General features: G+C 36.7%; 17 protein-coding genes. 12 read left to right on the forward strand and 5 right to left on the reverse strand.

The features are described 5' to 3' along the window. From ACN5J7_RS06250 to ACN5J7_RS06275, 6 genes are all read left to right on the forward strand, one after another. On the forward strand, nt 1-244 hold a 244-nt coding region (locus ACN5J7_RS06250), incomplete at its 5' end, for a hypothetical protein (protein WP_418603238.1). A gap of 352 nt (nt 245-596) precedes the next feature. After that, a complete protein-coding gene (gene thrS / locus ACN5J7_RS06255; protein WP_418603239.1) occupies nt 597-2,531 on the forward strand; it encodes a threonine--tRNA ligase in 1,935 nt (644 codons plus the stop codon). A 33-nt stretch (nt 2,532-2,564) separates the two neighbouring features. Further along, a complete protein-coding gene (infC, locus tag ACN5J7_RS06260) occupies nt 2,565-3,110 on the forward strand; it encodes a translation initiation factor IF-3 (RefSeq protein WP_311940587.1) in 546 nt (181 codons plus the stop codon). A gap of 131 nt (nt 3,111-3,241) precedes the next feature. Next, nucleotides 3,242-3,439 carry a 50S ribosomal protein L35 gene (gene rpmI / locus ACN5J7_RS06265; RefSeq protein WP_139698285.1) on the forward strand — a complete coding sequence of 66 codons (198 nt, stop codon included), beginning with the start codon at nt 3,242-3,244 and terminating at the stop codon, nt 3,437-3,439. Between the two features lie 122 nt (nt 3,440-3,561). Further along, nucleotides 3,562-3,906 carry a 50S ribosomal protein L20 gene (gene rplT / locus ACN5J7_RS06270; protein ID WP_311940554.1) on the forward strand — a complete coding sequence of 115 codons (345 nt, stop codon included), beginning with the start codon at nt 3,562-3,564 and terminating at the stop codon, nt 3,904-3,906. Nucleotides 3,907-4,062: 156 nt separating this feature from the next. Beyond that, on the forward strand, nt 4,063-4,884 hold the full coding sequence (locus ACN5J7_RS06275; protein WP_418603240.1) for an HAD family hydrolase: 822 nt from the start codon (nt 4,063-4,065) through the stop codon (nt 4,882-4,884). A gap of 5 nt (nt 4,885-4,889) precedes the next feature. Here ACN5J7_RS06275 and ACN5J7_RS06280 read toward each other — a convergent pair whose 3' ends face one another. Together ACN5J7_RS06280 and ACN5J7_RS06285 are read right to left on the reverse strand one after the other, a co-directional pair. Next, a complete protein-coding gene (locus ACN5J7_RS06280; protein WP_418603241.1) occupies nt 4,890-5,312 on the reverse strand; it encodes a secondary thiamine-phosphate synthase enzyme YjbQ in 423 nt (140 codons plus the stop codon). A 14-nt stretch (nt 5,313-5,326) separates the two neighbouring features. Continuing rightward, nucleotides 5,327-7,612: a beta-N-acetylhexosaminidase gene (locus ACN5J7_RS06285; RefSeq protein WP_418603242.1), complete on the reverse strand. Its 2,286-nt coding sequence runs from the start codon at nt 7,610-7,612 to the stop codon at nt 5,327-5,329. A 168-nt stretch (nt 7,613-7,780) separates the two neighbouring features. Between ACN5J7_RS06285 and ACN5J7_RS06290 the strand changes: the two genes are divergently transcribed. After that, nucleotides 7,781-8,218 (forward strand): hypothetical protein, encoded by a 438-nt coding sequence (locus ACN5J7_RS06290; protein ID WP_418603243.1) that lies wholly within the window; start codon nt 7,781-7,783, stop codon nt 8,216-8,218. A gap of 260 nt (nt 8,219-8,478) precedes the next feature. Here the strand turns inward: ACN5J7_RS06290 and ACN5J7_RS06295 are convergent, their stop codons facing one another. After that, entirely contained in the window at nt 8,479-8,676 is a 198-nt protein-coding gene (locus tag ACN5J7_RS06295; RefSeq protein ID WP_311940543.1) for a hypothetical protein, read from the reverse strand. Between the two features lie 107 nt (nt 8,677-8,783). On the opposite strand from ACN5J7_RS06295, the gene ACN5J7_RS06300 reads away from it, so the two are divergent. The 5 genes from ACN5J7_RS06300 (at nt 8,784) to ACN5J7_RS06320 (ending at nt 15,369) form a co-directional block, all read left to right on the forward strand. Further along, nucleotides 8,784-10,802 (forward strand): tetratricopeptide repeat protein, encoded by a 2,019-nt coding sequence (locus ACN5J7_RS06300; RefSeq protein ID WP_418603244.1) that lies wholly within the window; start codon nt 8,784-8,786, stop codon nt 10,800-10,802. Nucleotides 10,803-10,822: 20 nt separating this feature from the next. Next, nucleotides 10,823-11,383, forward strand: coding sequence for a hypothetical protein (locus ACN5J7_RS06305; protein WP_418603245.1), 561 nt, complete (start codon nt 10,823-10,825; stop codon nt 11,381-11,383). Between the two features lie 7 nt (nt 11,384-11,390). Next, nucleotides 11,391-13,625 (forward strand): caspase family protein, encoded by a 2,235-nt coding sequence (locus tag ACN5J7_RS06310; RefSeq protein WP_418603246.1) that lies wholly within the window; start codon nt 11,391-11,393, stop codon nt 13,623-13,625. A 164-nt stretch (nt 13,626-13,789) separates the two neighbouring features. Then, nucleotides 13,790-14,653 (forward strand): toll/interleukin-1 receptor domain-containing protein, encoded by an 864-nt coding sequence (locus ACN5J7_RS06315; protein WP_418603247.1) that lies wholly within the window; start codon nt 13,790-13,792, stop codon nt 14,651-14,653. A gap of 11 nt (nt 14,654-14,664) precedes the next feature. Next, nucleotides 14,665-15,369 (forward strand): hypothetical protein, encoded by a 705-nt coding sequence (locus ACN5J7_RS06320; protein WP_418603248.1) that lies wholly within the window; start codon nt 14,665-14,667, stop codon nt 15,367-15,369. Between the two features lie 229 nt (nt 15,370-15,598). Here ACN5J7_RS06320 and ACN5J7_RS06325 read toward each other — a convergent pair whose 3' ends face one another. Then, a complete protein-coding gene (locus ACN5J7_RS06325) occupies nt 15,599-16,783 on the reverse strand; it encodes an asparagine synthetase B (protein ID WP_418603509.1) in 1,185 nt (394 codons plus the stop codon). A 280-nt stretch (nt 16,784-17,063) separates the two neighbouring features. Beyond that, nucleotides 17,064-18,605, reverse strand: coding sequence for a replicative DNA helicase (gene dnaB, locus ACN5J7_RS06330; protein ID WP_311940531.1), 1,542 nt, complete (start codon nt 18,603-18,605; stop codon nt 17,064-17,066). Nucleotides 18,606-18,756 lie beyond the last annotated feature (151 nt).

Genomic DNA, 18,756 nt, shown 5'->3' on the forward strand with positions numbered 1-18,756 from the left:
CGTGCCCGTTTTAGCGGCTGCAAACATACGACACATTTTCCATTTAACAACAACTTTTTTTGCCTTTTTTTTGGGCTTTTTTTTTGGGCGCTTTAAGGGGCTTAATCTCTGGTGGTTATGGCCGGAAAAAAAACCTGAAACCCATGGTCCTGCATCCCGCCGTACTGGAAATCGGGGAGCGCCGTTGGCAAAACACGGCGGCGGCGCGGTTGTGCCGTGGGCATTTGCGAGAACCGTTACTTAATGTATGCCATATATTATGGTATCGGTCCTCTTTTTTGGGGACGGCACCGACGCCGGTTTTTGCGCGGCGCCATTTGCCGGCACGCTTGCGTTAGGGATAGCAGTGGAAAGCCTTTTTAAAAAGAATAAGCGGTGTATTGGGCTTTGAACTGAATTTTTGCAGATTGCCACGTCGCCAACTCCTCGCAATGACGTTTTTAAAAAGATTGTATTGGAAAGCCCGACCCCGCTTCGGGAGCCTCAGCGACCAAACGGGGGAACGCCCTTGAAAAATTATACCTATATATATTATATATGTATTGTGTGGATTTATTTATACTAGTATCTTTGCACACTGAATTTAATTTTTTTTAATGATACATATAACATTACCTGATGGCAGTGTAAAAACGTTTGAAGAGAACGTTACACCAATGGATGTTGCCAAAAGCATAAGTGAAGGATTTGCGCGGAATGTAATTTCGGCCAATTTTAATGGTACAACCGTAGAAACCGTTACACCGTTAACCACCGATGGCGCTTTGGTTTTATATACATGGCGGGATGATGAAGGTAAAACGGCATTTTGGCATTCTTCGGCACACGTTTTGGCACAGGCTATTGAGGAATTGTATCCTCATGCCAAACTTACCATTGGCCCTGCTATTGAAAACGGGTTTTACTATGATGTAGATTTTGGTGAGCATGTGGTTTCGGAAAAGGATTTTAAAGCGATTGAAAACAAAATGCTGGAGATTGCCCGTGGCAAACACGATTTTAAAATGCGTTCGGCAAGTAAGGCCGATGCGCTGGAACTTTATAAGGACAACCCGTTTAAAACGGAACTGATAGAGAACTTGGAAGATGGCACGATTACGTTTTGCGACCACTCGACTTTTACCGATTTGTGCCGTGGAGGACATATACCCAATACCAGTATTATAAAAGCGGTTAAGGTATTGAGTGTTGCCGGTGCTTATTGGCGAGGTGACGAAAACAAACCACAACTAACCCGTGTTTATGGTATTTCGTTCCCAAAGCAAAAGGAGCTTACCGAATATTTGGAGCTGCTTGAAGAGGCCAAAAAGCGTGACCACAGGAAACTTGGCAAAGAGTTGGAGCTTTTTACATTTTCGCAAAAAGTGGGACAGGGTTTACCGCTTTGGCTTCCAAAAGGTGCTGCCTTACGCGAGCGTTTAGAGAACTTTTTAAAAGCGGCACAAAAGAAAGCGGGTTACGAAATGGTAGTAACACCACATATTGGCCAAAAAGAATTATATGTAACCTCCGGTCATTATGAAAAATATGGGGCAGATAGTTTTCAGCCGATTAAGACTCCAAAAGAAGATGAAGAGTTTTTATTAAAGCCCATGAATTGTCCGCACCACTGTGAAATTTACAAAAGCAGTCCATGGAGCTATAAAGATTTACCCAAACGTTTTGCTGAATTTGGCACCGTTTACAGATACGAACAAAGTGGCGAACTGCACGGTTTAACCCGTGTACGCGGTTTTACTCAAGATGATGCCCACCTGTTTTGTACGCCAGAGCAATTGGATAAGGAATTTAAGGATGTGATAGATTTGGTACTTTATGTATTTGGTTCCTTAGGATTTGAAAACTTTACGGCGCAGGTTTCTGTAAGGGATCCGGAAAATCCAGACAAATACATTGGTACTGTTGAAAATTGGGAAAAAGCGGAGCAAGCCATTATTAATGCTGCCGAAGAAAAAGGCTTAGATTATGTAATTGAAACTGGCGAGGCTGCTTTTTATGGACCAAAATTGGACTTTATGGTTAAAGATGCTTTAGGCAGAAAGTGGCAATTGGGCACTATTCAGGTAGATTACACCCTGCCCGAACGTTTCGATTTAACCTATAAAGGCAGTGACAATGAGCTACACAGACCTATTATGATACATCGTGCACCTTTTGGTAGCATGGAGCGTTTTGTGGCTTTATTGCTTGAACATACAGGCGGAAATTTTCCTATTTGGTTGATGCCAATTCAAACAATTATATTATCAATTAGCGAGAAATATGAAAAATACTCTGAAAAAGTTTTAAATTTGCTAGAAAATAACGAAATTCGCGCCCTCGTTGACCATAGAAATGAGACTATAGGGAAAAAAATACGTGAAGCAGAGATCCAGAAACACCCTTATATGATTATTATTGGTGAGCAAGAAGAGCAAGAAGGCAAAATTACGGTTAGACAACACGGTGGTGCAGATTTAGGAATGATTACCTTAGAGGCTTTCACTGAAATAATAAAAGAAGATATTAAAAAAACATTAAAATCATTTTAAAAAACAATAAGTTTAATTTAAAACCATAACGCCATAGCAATTAGAAGAAGACATCAACCCAGAAGGGTTTCACAAGAGGATAAACATAAGATTAACTCTAAGATTACAGCGCAAAAAGTACGCCTTGTTGGAGACAACGTCGAAATTGGTATTTATACCAAAGGTGATGCTATGAGAATAGCAAACGAGCAGGAATTAGATCTTGTAGAGATTTCACCAAATGCTGATCCTCCGGTATGTAAGGTTATGGATTATAAGAAGTTTCTTTATGAACAAAAGAAACGGGACAAAGCTTTAAAATCTAAAGCCACCAAAGTAACGATTAAAGAAATTCGTTTTGGTCCTCAAACTGATGACCACGATTACGAATTTAAAAAGAAACATGCTGAGAAGTTCTTAAAAGAAGGTGCAAAATTAAAAGCTTTTGTATTCTTTAAAGGACGTTCAATCATATTTAAGGAGCAAGGCCAGATTTTGTTATTACGATTAGCCCAAGACCTTGAAGAATTTGGGAAAGTTGAGCAAATGCCTCGTTTAGAAGGTAAACGGATGACGATGTTTATTGCTCCCAAAAAGTAATGAATAGTTAAAATACTAGATTTGACCCTACGGCTTATACCAAGGTAGAAATTTTAGTAAAACAATACGACGCCGAAAAAGGTTCGGCACAAAAGCAATTAAGCGAAATAATTAAAAAACTAGGAGAAAAAATGCCTAAAATGAAAACAAAATCTAGTGCCAAAAAGCGTTTTAAGCTTACGGGTACTGGTAAAATTAAAAGGAAGCACGCTTTTAAGAGTCACATCTTAACAAAGAAATCTAAAAAGCGTAAGCTAGCGTTAACCCATGATACTTTAGTACATAAGGCTGACGAAGATAATGTTAAAACCATGTTACGTTTAAAGTAATACCGTTTTAACCGGTTAAAACAATTTATAAACCCTGGAGTTAGGCAACCAAGTACGAAGATAGAAATACGAAGTTAAAAGTACCGATTATCGGTCGCCTACTACAAAAAACAATTAAAATTATGCCAAGATCAGTAAATTCTGTAGCCAAAAGAGCCAGAAGAAAAAAGGTAATTAAACAAGCAAAAGGCTATTTCGGACGTCGTAAAAACGTTTGGACAGTAGCAAAAAATGCGGTTGACAAAGCGATGCAATATTCGTACAGAGACCGTAGAAACAAAAAAAGAACATTCCGTGCTTTATGGATTACGCGTATTAACGCTGGAGCCAGAGAACATGGTTTATCTTATTCTCAATTTATGGGGAAATTAAGAGCTAATGACATTGAATTAAACCGTAAGGTTTTAGCGGATTTAGCCATGAATAACCCAGAGGCTTTTAAAGCTGTAGTAGAGAAAATTAAATAAGGCGTTTCGCCTATTGTAAAATCATATTATTCGCTTAATATAAAAATCCGGTTCTTAATTGAATCGGATTTTTTTTGTTTAACTAAAATTAACTTTTAAAAAACAATTCTCTATCAAAGGAGTGTTACTTTTGCAAATTATTAAAACAACCCTGGCATGAATCTATCAAAAGTAAAATTAGTGGTTACCGATATGGACGGTACGCTCCTAAACTCGAAGCACCAAGTGAGTCCCGAGTTTTTTAAATTATTCAATAAAATGACAGACCACGGCGTGTTGTTTGTAGCCGCCAGTGGCAGGCCCCACTATAGCATTACCAAAAAATTAAACGGTATAAAAAACGATATCATTATAGTTTCGGAAAATGGCGGACTTGTATCTAAGAGAGACGAAACCCTGCTATCTACGCCCATAAAAACAGATAAGCTTTCAGAAATTACAGCTCTGATTGATTCATTAGAAAATGCACACCCCGTTTTCTGTGGAAAAACCAAAGCCTTTATAACAAAGAACTCGACAGCTCTATCGGATGTTTTAACTGAGTATTATCCGAGTTTTCAAATTATTGAAAACATCGACGAGATTAATGAAGATATTTACAAGGTTTCTCTTTATCACGAAGAAAATTCAGAAAAACATATCTATCCGCATGTAAAGCATTTGGAAGCTCATTTTAAAGTAAAAACCTCGGCGAGACATTGGGTGGATATTTCCGATAATTTGGCCAATAAAGGTCATGCCATTAAATTGCTGCAAGATTCGTATCAAATTTCAGCTGAAGAAACGATGGTTTTTGGCGATTACCATAATGATATAGAAATGCTAAAACAGGGCTATTTTAGCTATGCCATGAAAAACGCCCATGAGGTGGTAAAGCAAACAGCGCGTTTTGAAACCAAAACCAATGATGAGTTTGGGGTTGAACACATTTTACAAAAATTAATTATTGACAAGGAGGAAAAAATAAAGATTCCTTAAAGAACTCAAATCCCGTAGGCGGTAATTACAAGTTTTCTTGAACCACCAGAGTTTCTGTGTTCACACAAATAAACCCCTTGCCAAATCCCTAAATTTAGTTTTCCGTTGCGTATTGGTATGAGTACTGAAGCGCCTAAAACCGATGCTTTAATATGTGCGGGCATATCATCAGGCCCTTCGTAAGTATGCTCGTAATACGGTGCGTTTTCAGGAATCATTTTATTGAAATGACTTTCAAAATCGGTTCTTACCGTGTAGTCAGCATTTTCATTTATGGTTAAACTCGCCGATGTATGCTTTATAAACACCTGCATCTGCCCTATTTTAATGGTTCTAATTTCTGGAATCGCCTCTAAAATAGCGTCCGTAATCAAATGAAACCCTCTTGATTGTGCTTTTAACCGTATTTCTTTTTGAAAAAAATTCATAGAAATTTGATGTTTTATTTTACCGTAACCTCATCAACAAATACCCAAGCAAAACCGTTTCGAATATGCCATTCTGGTAATTGACCTCTGTTTTTTGCTGAAATTTTAATAAAGGAAACGTCTTGCTTTTCAAATTCCGTTTCTATTCTTTTTATAATAGGATCTCTGTCTTTTACGGTTTCTAAAGTTTTATCCAAAATTGTTTTAAAGGCTTTACCATCTTCCGAAATACCAATAACCACTTGAGTTGGCAACATAACGGAAGTAGCCCCAATGTGCTGAAAAAAGTTTAAACCAACATAAGATAATGCATTGGGTTCTCCCAAGTCGAGAATTACTTCAAAGTCCTTTTTAGGAAACCCTTGCCAATTGGGGTCGTCGCCTCTTGGATTTGCAAACTTATTATTAAACAAAGCCTGTTCGCCTCCGCCGCTGTAACTTTCGTTATAAGGATGGGTATATGTAACCTTGCATTTATCGCCAAAACCGGTGGAAAACATTTTCTTTAAAGGAAAACCAATAGGCTCCCCGTTTCTAAAGGCTTGTGCGTGTACATTAATGGGCTTGGTGTAGCGTATTGGCGCCGTATATAATTCCGAGTTTACTGTTGGTGCCGTACCGTCTAAAGTATATCTAATCTCATTTATACCCAATTCGTTTTTCAATTCAAGCACAAAGGTTTTATCAGCTTTATTATAAGTTACGTTATAATCTGGTGCCAGTGAACTCCCCGCGAAATGGTAGTTTAGTTCCTTAAATCTATCAAAATGAACATCTATTCTTTTTATGAATTCATTCTTGTTTTTTTGGTTAGGGTTTGTCCAAAGTGCTTCAGACAACGCACTCAACCTGGGCAACATCATATATTGTGCATGACTTAAGGTTTTGATTTGTTCGGTCCAAAGATTGGCTTGCCCACCAAGAATATGATGCCTTTTATCTGCTGCAATAGCATCGGGAACGGGATTAAAATCGTAAACCTTGAGCAAGTTGTTGTAGCCGCCCCAAGATGGTGGCTCGAACTCGCTTTTGCCTTGATTGTGATCAAAATACAAAGGAGACCCGGGCGACATTACCACATCGTGCCCTGCATTGGCGGCTTCTATACCACCCTCAAATCCGCGCCACGACATAACAGTGGCTCGCTCCGGCAAACCACCTTCCAGTATTTCGTCCCATCCAATTAATTTTTTATTTTTCGAATGGATGAATTTTTCCATACGTTTTACAAAATAGCTTTGCAATTCTTCGGCATTTTCAAGATTTTCATCCTGCATTCTTTTTTGGCATTTTTTACAATTTAACCAAGCCGATTTACCAACCTCATCGCCACCAATATGTAAATATTTGTACGGAAACAGTGGCACAACCTCGCTAATTATATTCTGTAAAAACTCAAAAGATCCATCGTTACCGGCGCAATACACCCCGGATGTACCTTCGCCATCACAAGTAAATTCCGGATAACATTGCAGTGCCGCTTCAGAATGCCCGGGCATTTCAATTTCAGGAATCACATCAATATACCGTTCGGCAGCATATGCCACAACCTCTTTAATATCAGCTTTGGTATAAAATCCGCCGTAAACCTCACCTTCGGTATCCTTATAAGTTGCCTCAAAACCTTCCCACGGTTTTTTGTTTTCTTTTACTTTTCTCCAAGCCCCTTTTTCGATTAATTCCGGATACTTATCAATTTGAATCCTCCAACCAATGCCATCAACCAAATGCCAATGGAATTTATTCATTTTGTGCATGGCTAAAATGTCGATTACTTTTTTAACGGAATCTTTAGGGAAAAAATGCCGCGACACGTCCAACATCATACCACGCCAACCAAATTCGGGTGCATCTTTAATATGAACAAAATGAAGTATCGGTGCATTAATCAAAGCTTTAGGCGTTAGCAACTGCTTTAAGGTTTGTACCCCATAAAACACGCCATGGTAGGTTTTCCCTGTTATCGAAACACCTTTTTTAGTCACGTTAAGTTGATACGCTTCCTTATTATCACCATCTTCAGATATTATTAATTGAATGGCATTGTCCTGAATTTTGGTCGAGGTATTTAGTTTTATATTGAAGTTTTTATCAAAAAAAGAAACCAATTCAGCTGCGATGCGTTTTCCTTCTTCAGAATTTTCAGAAACAATTACCGTATTATCAGTAACCGTAAATGTGCCTTGTTGATACTCGATTAGGTTGGGTTGTGGAATAACGCCTGTTTTTACCGGCACTTTATTTTTACAGGAAACCGTTACCAAAAAGAGGAAAAATATGAGCAGCTTGAAAAATTTCATAGAATCAGAATTCGAATTAACATGGTTATTTTAACAAAGTTAAGTATAAGAAATAGAAAAAAACGCTCTTTTTCGAACCATAAATCACTATTTAAAATTATTTCAACGCAACCTTTTGGTTTTTTTATCATCTATATATAAAATCCTAAATCTTTAAAATTTTAAATAATGAAGAAGTCTATTCTAATCGTTTTAAGTTGTTTGTTTATTTTTTCAAGCTGTTCAACCAGTGAAGACCCCATAGACCCTCAAAAAGTAAAATATTTATGGCACTTGGTTAACGTAACTGGTGGTGTTGCCGGCGTAAATGAAACATTTAGCCTTGATACCATTGTATGGGCTTTTAACGATGCAACCAAAACGCTTGTTGTTGAAAATAATAATGATGACGACACGATTGAGGATGCGCTGGATTCCGGAACTTATGAATTTGATGTTATTCAAGGTCCTAGCGGCAAAACCTTTTTGACCATTAATACCTCCGAGTTTGGTAATTTTGAGATTTCTCAAAACACGTTAACAATTGACCAAAACATAACAACAACTGGTACCGGTGCTGATGGGTTTATCTACACTTTCAAAAGAACCATTGAGCTGGTTGATTAATCAATTTAAAAATTTACTTCATTTTTATATCGCAAATAGTAGTTTTTAAACACGCTGCGAATTTAACTACCATCAGCTTTCATTTGCAACAAATACACTTAAGTTTAAAAAAGCAGTTTTTTGTTGAGGAATGATTTGCTATTTGGGTCCAATAAAAAAACCGAGTCATTTCTGTCTCGGTTTTTTTATGTTTTCAATTGCTTAAAATATAGGGCAAGATTTAATCATTGAATAGTATCTATTTCAAATAACAGTCAGGTTTAATGTCTTTTATCTTTTGGTTTAATACTGCTACCGTCTTTTGGAATGATGCTAGAGCCATCTTTTGGTTTAATACTGCTTCCATCTTTTGGAATGATACTAGAGCCGTCTTTTGGTTTAATACTGCTTCCATCTTTTGGGATGATACTACTTCCGTCCTTCGGATGAATAGTATCAGAGTTTTTGTTACTTGCCATGATATATATTTTTAAAGTTAATTATGCTCTATATTAGTGAAAAAATGTAACTTTAGCAAGCTATTAATCCCATTTACTCTTAACCACTTCAATTAATCAACTGAAAAATGAACCTAAAAGGTTTCGTTAAAGAGTGCCATAAAAAGGGAGTTTTTAAAATGCTTTCTATTTATATAGTATCGAGCTGGGTAGTATTGCAAGTGTTAGCGCTTATAACTTCGCCCCTCGGACTTCCTGAAAAAAGTGTTACCTATCTCATCGTTATTCTGTTGTTTGGGTTCCCCATTTATATTTACTATGTATGGAAGTTTAGGCTTCTTAAACACGAAATACAACAAACCCAAGACCCAACAACACCGTATAACAAAAGTGCATTTCAAAAAATGTACTTTTCGTCTTTATTTGTTATTGGTTTGCTTTCTGGTATTGCCATTACCCTCATTTTTAAAAATAATTTTGGGGAAAAGATTTCATTAAAGGCATTAAAGGGAAACGATAAAATTGCTGTTTTGGATTTTGAAAACACAACGGGCAATACAGATTTAGACAATGTGGGCAGAATAGCGGCTAGGTATATTAGCCACGGCATTACCGAAAATGAAGTTGGCCAAGTGATTTCATCTAAAATTGTTAGCGATTATACCAGTGTTATAAAATCTCAAGCCGGAAAATCAATAGATTTAAACAATCTTCTAAAAAACTACCTAAAACCAGGTAAGGTCATTGAAGGCACTTTTTACATGGAAAAAGATACGTTGTTTTTGCAGGGCTCCATAAAAGATGGTTTGGTTGACAAAACTTTAATCTCTTTTGAAACCATTAAGTGCGACCCCAATGCACCGCTGGATTGTGCGGAAAAATTAAAACAAGATGTTCTTGGGTATTTATCGACTGAAGACCGACAAGATGAGTCTGGTTATATAAAGAAAAACAATAATCAAGTAGCTTCATATTACGAAGAAACACCTCCTAATTATGAAGCCTATCAGTATTTAATAAATGCGTTGGATAATATTGAAAATGACAAAATCCACTTGGAATACTTAAACAAAGCCATTAAAAACGATTTGGATTTTTTCGAACCAAAAGCCCATCTTATGGCTTACTATTACAACAAAGGTTTATTTTCAATTACAGATTCACTAATAAAAACCGTTGCAACAAATTCAACATTAAACGCAAGACAAAAAAACTGGATGCTTTTCTACGAATCCATTATTAGCGGAAAAAACGATAAAACCTATCGCGCTATTAAAAAAGAATACGATGTGGCTTCTTTGGATATGAACACCAATCAAACCACCATGACCATTGCCCTGCAATATGTTAATAGGCCTGAAGACATTGACGCCATATACAATGAAATCCCTATGGAAGACATGGTTTTAGACAATTGTACACGCTGCGGCTTTAGATATTATGTTAAAGGACTTGCCGACGTTGAACTTGGTAAGTACAACAACGTTATAAAAATATTAGCGCCCGTTACAAACATTATTGAGGCCAATTATTTAAAGCGTCCGTTATTAAGTGCCTATGTGAAATCCGGTAAAATTATAGAGCTGGAAAAATACCTGTCGCACTATGCTTTAACCGCGTCAAATGAAGATATGGATTATTTAAATGTATTTACCGGAATGCAGTTTTTAAATGCCAATAAAAAAGCTGAAGCAGATACCTATTTTAATAAAGTTATTTCGAACAGCAACGCAACTAACGCTAAACCCAATCTCGCCACGGCCTATTATTATAAAGGTGATTATACAAATGCTGAAGATTTATATAAATCGCTACACGAAGCTGAACCCCATAATATTGAATATTTGGTATTGTTAGCCATAAGTTATTTTAAAAACGGCCACTCTGAAGCTGCCAAAACTCAAATTGAAAAACTAAACGGTTTAAGAACCGATTATCAGTTTGGAGCTATCGATTACGGTTGGGCGCAGTACCATGCATCAATGGGCGAAAAAGACAAAGCCATAGAATTTCTAAAAAAATCTGTGGCCCAAGGGTTTAATTACACACCAACCACGTTTCAACACGATTATCATTTTAAAACCATTAAAAACACGCCAGAATTCATTAATCAAATAATGAATTTTTGGAAAAACAAAACCATATAATACTAACCAAAAAAAAAGCCATGCAAGAATTAATAAATTTACTAGACGTTATTATCTGGCCATTAACCGTATTGGCGGGATTACTTTTTTTTAGAGAACATATAGGAAAAGTTATTGGTAGCTTAGGTTCAATTAAAGCCGGTGCGCAAGGTTTTGAAATGAACTTTATTGACGACAAACTGCAAGAAGCCTCAAAATTAATTGGATTGGGGTCTTCGGAAATAACCGCAAAAGATGGCTCCAGCATCATCCCAAAAGATGGAAGCAGCATTATTCCCAAAGATTCAAAAATAGTTCCTAAAAAAAGTCATGCCGAAACCCCATATCAAGAGTTGCTGGAATTACAGGATGCTATTAACCAAACCCTAAAAAACATGGCAGCTACAAAAGGAATCGCTACCAATGGTGCCTCGAATTTTGCATTAACAACCACTTTAGCCGATCACGACATCATCAACAATCAAAAAGCGCGTCAGTTAAAAACCCTTATAGAGCTGAACAATATTGGCTTAAATTCTCCAAAGATTACTTCTAATCAAGTTATTCAAATGAAAACATTATTCAACAAAATATCATTGTAAATTCAATATGAAAAAACTAGATAACGCATACGCTTTGATTATTGGTGTGGACAATGAACAAAAAACCACCCAAGTGCTTAGGGACGCTCAAGTTATTTTTGATGTGTTAACCAATCAAGAATTGTGTGGCTACAAAGAAGAAAACATCACGCTCTTACTCGATAAAGAAGCCACAACCGAAAGCATTAATACGGCCATTGATAATTACATAACCAAAATTGATGAGAACTCATCTTTCCTTTTATTTTATTCCGGGCATGGTGGCTATCACGAAGGGCGCTCATACTTATTGCCCTATGGAGCTACCAGCGAAAGCTTAATATTGGGAGAGAAATTAAGGGAGAAACTCAGTCAAATGAAATCAAAAAGAATGATTATCATGTTTGACTGTTGCCATTCTGGAGGTTTTTTTGATGGAAAAGACGATATTATTTCGCAAACCATTTCAAAAAACACAGCCCAAAATACGCTTCATAAATCTGAAGACTTAGAAGGCATCGCCCAGGAAATCGATGACGAACAAGGCATGGTAATTATAGCCTCGTCTCAAGCCGAAGAGTTATCGTGGGGCGATAATAACGATGATTACAGCGTGCTTACAACGTCCTTTATTGAGGCACTAAACGCTAAGCATAAACACTTTTTTGCCGATGAATACATTAGAATGGTGGAAACCGTTAATTATGTGTTCACCCGAATTCCTGAGTTGATTAAAACACTTAAGGAACGCAGCGACATTGTTAAGGACCAAACGCCTTACGCCAACCTTCAAATGAATAGCGACTTTGTTATTAGTTATATTCCCAAAAGTTTTAAAGAGAAAATCGTTACCAATAAATTTAAGGTTCAAGCGCAACAAGTTGAATCCGTAGCTTCAAAAAGTAGTGATTTAGAATCTTGGGAACGATCGGAAGGAAACAACTTATTGCTTTTTGTTCATGGTTTCTCGGGAGAATCAAAAGATACCTTTGGCAATATCCCGAAAATGTTGCAGGCCGATTCCAATTTTGATGGTTGGGCCATGAAACCCCTGGGGTATTCGCCTGTTGTACAGCCAAAATTGGGAAAAGATATTTGGGGTGCTATTCTTGACGTAGATAAAATCGCCGGTTTCTTAAAAACATCCATAAAATATAAATTCAAAGATTACAATCGCATAGCAATCGTTGCGCACAGTTTGGGCGGATTAGTTGCGCAAAAAGCCATTTTAGGACTGGACGAAGACCATAGAAATAGAATTTCGCATCTCATTATGTTCGGCACGCCCAGTAACGGCATTGCTCCAGAAGTGCTTGCCAAACAATGGAACAAAAAATATAGCGAACTGAGTAGTGAAGGTGATTACATAACATCGCTTCGCAACCAATGGAAAGACACCTTCAACAATGCGTATCCTTTTAAACTAAAGGTAGCGGCTTCATCAGAAGATGAATATGTTTCAATCGATTCTTGCCACAAACCCTTTAGTCAAGAATATTGCGAAATTGTGGATGGCAAACATTTACAAATAGTAAAACCGGACAACGAAAAAGACGATGCCTACACTTTAATTTTAAACAGCTTAACAGGAAGTAAATTCTTTAATCAATATACCAATAAAGAAGAAATAAATTTAACCTTGGGCAAGTATGATGCCGTAGTTAAAAAGCTGCTTCCCATAAAAGACGATCTCGATAAAAGAGGCTTAACCCAACTCATTTTTGCATTGGAAGGGCTTGAACGTAAAGACGAAGTTTATGAGATACTAAACCATCACCCCATGGCAAAAAACAATACGGATTTAATGGGAATCATCGCTGGGAGGCATAAACGCGACTATTTAAAAACCTATTCGTATAAATCCAGTCAGCTATCCCGTGATTATTATAGTAAAGCCTTAGAAATTTCGGTTGAAAACGAAGCCTATTCCCAAATATATTATCACGCCATCAATTTAGCTTTTTTAAGTATTGTAACCGATCCGGAAACGGGAAAATCTGAAATGAAAAAATATGCAAATCAAGCATTGGAAGCTACGGAGCATTGCGATGATAATCTTTGGAAATATGCCACCGTTGCCGAAGCAAACATGTATTTAGGTAATTTGGAACGCGCCAAAGAGTTTTACATAAAAGCGTCAACAAATATACCCATTAGGGAAAAAGTGTCTATGCATACCAATGCATACGCCGGATATGTTGCCTTAACAAATAAAGATGATGATGAATTTACACAATTTTTAAAAGCGCAATTATTAAGTTAATCTCAACTTTTTATAAAATAACTTTCAGAATCAATTAGCAGTATAAACAACTGGTTACCATCGTAATAAAATGAATCCTTATAAAAAAAAAACTAATAATCTAATCAAAAAATGACTATATTAACATCTCCTTAATTAATCCTAACCAACTAAAAACGAATAACATGAGTGCAGAAACTATTTTTGTAAGCTACTCAAGTAAAGATAGACCCTTCGCTATCGGACTTGTTAAAGAATTGCAAAGCTTGGGCGTAAACGTTTGGATAGACCAACTAGGTATCGGTCTCGGTGAAAACTGGGACGATGCCATCGAGGAAGCCTTGGAAAAATCAGGAACTTTAATGCTTATTTTATCACCAACTTCCGTCGAGTCGCCCAATGTTCAGGACGAGGTTTCCATTGCCATTAACACCAAAAAGAAAATGGTCCCTATCCTTATTGAAGAATGTAAATTACCTATGCGTTGGCAACGTAGGCAATATGCAGATTTAACCAATAACCCTGATAAAGCGATACATGATATTTTGTCTTTTCTCGGATTAAAAGAAAAAGCCTCGGCAAATCTTAAAAAAGTACTCAAACTTATTGGTGTGTCTGAAGCTCCAGCGAAAATTATTGCGAATACAACAGAAGAATCTACAGGAAAAGCCATTCAAACGGAGGTTGATCTTGAAGATTTATTAGTTTCAGAAGATGAAATAAATCGCGCCTCTAAAATGCACGAAAAAGGCATTAAAAAAAGCTGGAAGATGATTATAATTGTTGGCGTTTTAAGCCTTATTACATTTGCATTTTTAGGCTTTACAGATTTTATTACAGTACCTTTTTGGATTGCCGCAACAGGAAGTTTGGCTTTGAATTTATTATCCATTAATCCTTTTGGAGCCATTAAAAAAAGAGAACGAAATATAGATTTAATGGAGCTCTTAAAACTAAAACGCGAGCGCTTAACACGTGTTATGAATAAATTATCGGATACTGAAATTGAAAAATTTAACACCGAGTTTTATAATTATATAAAAATTTAAATTAGAAAAGAATGAAACGTATCGATGATAAAATTAAGGAAATTGAAAAAAAGGACAAGCGTTATCAATGGGCTTATTATATAATAGTTGCCATGCTCGTAGGGTTTCTGTATTATGTTAGCACTACCAGAAAGCAAATGGATTTACAAGCAGATCAAATTGATGTTTTAACAATAAAAGCGACTGAAACTTATAAAGACCTTAAAAAATCAGATTCAATAAATAAGAAGCTTTATGATGATTTAAAAAACAGTTTACAGCCAGAACAATATTGGAATCATATTGAAAAGGCAAATTCAGTTGAAGACTATATAGAATACCTGACAAATATTTGGGGCATAAAACGCGACTCGCTCGATATGAATTCTGCCATATCTAATATTAAAAACTCCAGTTCGATTGGCGAATCCGGATGGTTGTATGTTGGCAACGAAACCGAAAACGGTCCTTATGTACAACCAACCAAAGGTCAAATAGCGAAAATTATTTGGCGACGCGGATTGGAAAAAGTGGGTCAAATAGCATCAATAGAGGATACAAAACCAAAAGAAAACGATATCATCAAGATGGTAAAGTCTACTAACAGAATTACGTACAGAAGGGCTAATTTCAATTCCACAAAAAACAAAGAAGGTTGGCGACCAAGTTCAAAAGCCTTTGTTTCCGAAGTCAAAAAAAATGATGCCGAAGTTTGGGTGAAAATAAGGTATTACTAAGCCGTTGTTCATTTTGAATGAAAATAATTTCAATATGTCAGTTCGAGTGATTTTGAGGAACGAAAAATTGTATCGAGAACTCATTTATGGTTCAAAAACCCTTATTCTCTATACAAATTTTACTCATTTCAATCGTAAAATTCACTCGAATTGACAGAATTTTTCCAAAATGCACAAAGGGTTATTGCTAATAATGCTTTTACATTAATAAAATCGGGGCAAGATTAAATTAAGTTTTCTGCTTTTTCTTTCTTGCCGCCGGAAACAATACATTGTTTAAAATCAATCGATACCCCGGAGAGGTTGGGTGTAAATCCAATTCGGTTTTGGCATCGCCTACCCTATGCTGATAATCTTCGGGGTCGTGCCCGCCATAAAACGTAAAAAACCCTTTTCCTTTTATGCCATGAATATATTTGGCTTCTCCATTAGATTTGTTTTCGCCCATTACCAATACATTCGATTTTATTTCATCTCTCGTAAAGGCCGTGGTTTGTCCCATAAATCCTTTTACCAAAGCGGTGTGGTTTTGGCATAGCATGGTTGGAATGGGATCCCATTTAGCCGAAAATTCCATTAAGGAAAAATAGTCCACCGTTTTACGAATCATGCGCTTTCTGGTCATATCTATTGACGAAAACTCATAAATACTCGGATTTGTTTCTAAAGTAAAATCTGTAAAAGCAAAGGTTTTGTTGTAATCTATTTTATTTTGATATCCGGGAGTGCTGCCATCACCATCAAACATGGGTTCGCAAATATCGATGTCTTCGGCCGATAATGCGATATCAAAACTATCGGTCGCGCTACACATGGCAAACATAAAACCACCACCAATAACATAGTCCCTGATTTTTAAGGCCACATCAAGTTTCGCATCAGAAACCTTACTGTAACCTAATTTTGCAGCCAATGCTTCGGCATCCTTTTTTTCTTGAATATACCAATTTGCAGACCTGTAAGCTCCGTAAAATTTACCAAACTGTCCCGTAAAATCTTCGTGGTGCAAATGCAGCCAATCAAACAGCAACAAACCGTCGTTTAAAACCTCTTCGTCGTAAACGGTTTCATAAGGAATTTCAGCGTATTGCAACACCATGGTTACGGCATCGTCCCAAGGTTGTTTGCCATAAGGCGTGTAAACGGCAATTTTAGGCGCTTTTTCTAAAACTACGGCTTCCATGTTTTTACTCGGACTGCTAATATCTTCTAAAATAGTTTCTGCTTTTGAATTGGAAATCACTTCAAACGAAACTCCACGTATTTGGCATTCTCGTTGAATTTCTTCGGTATCGGGCAATAAAAACGAACCGCCACGATAATTTAGTAGCCATTTTATTTTTAGCTGTTTATTTAGCGTCCAATAGGTTATACCGTAAGCCTTCAAATGATTTTTTTGACTCTCTGCATCCATAGGAATAAGGATGTAGGACGCATAGGATTTAAACCCTAAAACAATCAATAATAATGTGAAAAATATCTTTTTCAAAATTGGGGATAACTTTAATGGGATTTCTCGCTGCGCTCGAAATTACAATTAATTATTTATACCGAAAGATACTTAAAAAATATGCCTTTAAAAATGATTTAACGTTTTGTTCTAATAACATCAGAAACTAAAAGTTAACTGCATTTTGTTTTTAAAAGCTTTAATAAAAGTGGATTCCTGCCTCCGCAGGAATGACAAAGTAGCTTTAAAACGGCACATCACTTTCATCATCCTCATTAAACGAGCTGCCAAAGGCTTGGTCCGGACTTGCTTTAAAATTATCCGTTTTAAACGTGTCATCATTGGCGGCGGCATTCATTTTAGAATGAAACTCGAAAGGCGAATCAAAATCATCTAAATTATCGAACTTACCTAAATGTCCGATAAACTTTAAACGTATGTTTTCCAAACCACCATTACGGTGTTTTGCCACAATAAATTCTGCTTGACCTTCGGTTGGCGAACGCTCATCATCGTCCCATTCGTCAATTTTATAATATTCGGGTCTGTAAATAAACGATACAATATCGGCATCTTGCTCAATCGCACCCGATTCACGTAAATCCGATAATAAGGGACGCTTGCTGCCGCCACGAGTTTCCACAGCTCGCGATAACTGCGATAAGGCTATTACGGGCACGTTCAACTCTTTTGCCAAAGCTTTCAGGTTTCTTGAAATCATCGAGATTTCTTGCTCACGATTTCCGCCATGGCTACTGCCACCGGTCATTAATTGCAAGTAATCAATCATAATCAATTTTATACCGTGTTGCGATGATAATCGGCGTGCTTTGGCACGTAAATCGAAAATGGATAACGACGGTGTATCATCAATAAAGAGCGGTGCTTTTTCCAAGCCTTTTACTTTTACGTTAAGCTGTTCCCACTCGTGTTTTTCCAGTTTTCCGGTTCGTAATTTTTCGGACGACAATCCCGTTTCACTAGAAATTAAACGCGTAATCAGTTGTACCGATGCCATTTCCAAAGAGAAGAAAGCAACGGGTATATTTTGATCAACGGCAATATTTCGAGCCATAGACAAGGTTAAGGCCGTTTTACCCATGCCCGGACGTGCCGCCACAATAATTAAATCGGAAGGCTGCCAACCCGATGTTAATTTATCGAGTTTGTTAAATCCTGTTGGAATACCACTTAAGCCTTCTTTATTTGAAATTTCCTCAATTTTCTTTTTAGCTTGAATAACTAAATCCTGTGCGGTTTCACTCGATTTTTTTATGTTTCCTTGGGTAACTTCGTAAAGTTTAGCCTCGGCTTTATCCAATAAATCGAAAACGTCTTTGGTTTCATCATAAGAATCTTCAATGATTTCACTTGAAATTTTTATTAAACTGCGTTGGATGAATTTCTGTAATATGATACGTGCATGAAACTCGATATGCGCCGAAGATGACACTTTTTGTGTAAGTGAAATCAAATAAAAATCGCCACCCGACAATTCCAGCTTAGAATTCTTCTTTAACTGCGTAGAAACGGTTAATAAGTCAACAGGTTCGCTGTTTTCGAACAAATGAAAAATAGCTTCAAAAATATGCTGATGCGCTTCTTTGTAAAATGCTTCTGGACTTAAAATATCGATAACCTCGTCAACCCCCTTTTTATCAATCATCATTGCACCTAACACAACTTCCTCTAAATCAATAGCTTGTGGTGGAATCTTTCCTTTTTCAAGACTAATGATAGTGCTTTTATCTACTTTATATCCTTGGATTTGGTTAGGTTGTTTCATAACTACGAAAGTAATTAATTTGTATGTGTTTTAGTATGAAAAGTGAATCTTGATTGTTAACCTTTAGTTAACAATTTAACTGTTAATAACTTATAAATATTGTCAATAACCATAAAAAAATCTGAAGTTGTTAACTTCAGATTTTGCATTG

Source organism: Hwangdonia sp. (genome assembly GCF_048381975.1).
GTDB classification, from domain to species: domain Bacteria; phylum Bacteroidota; class Bacteroidia; order Flavobacteriales; family Flavobacteriaceae; genus Hwangdonia; species Hwangdonia seohaensis.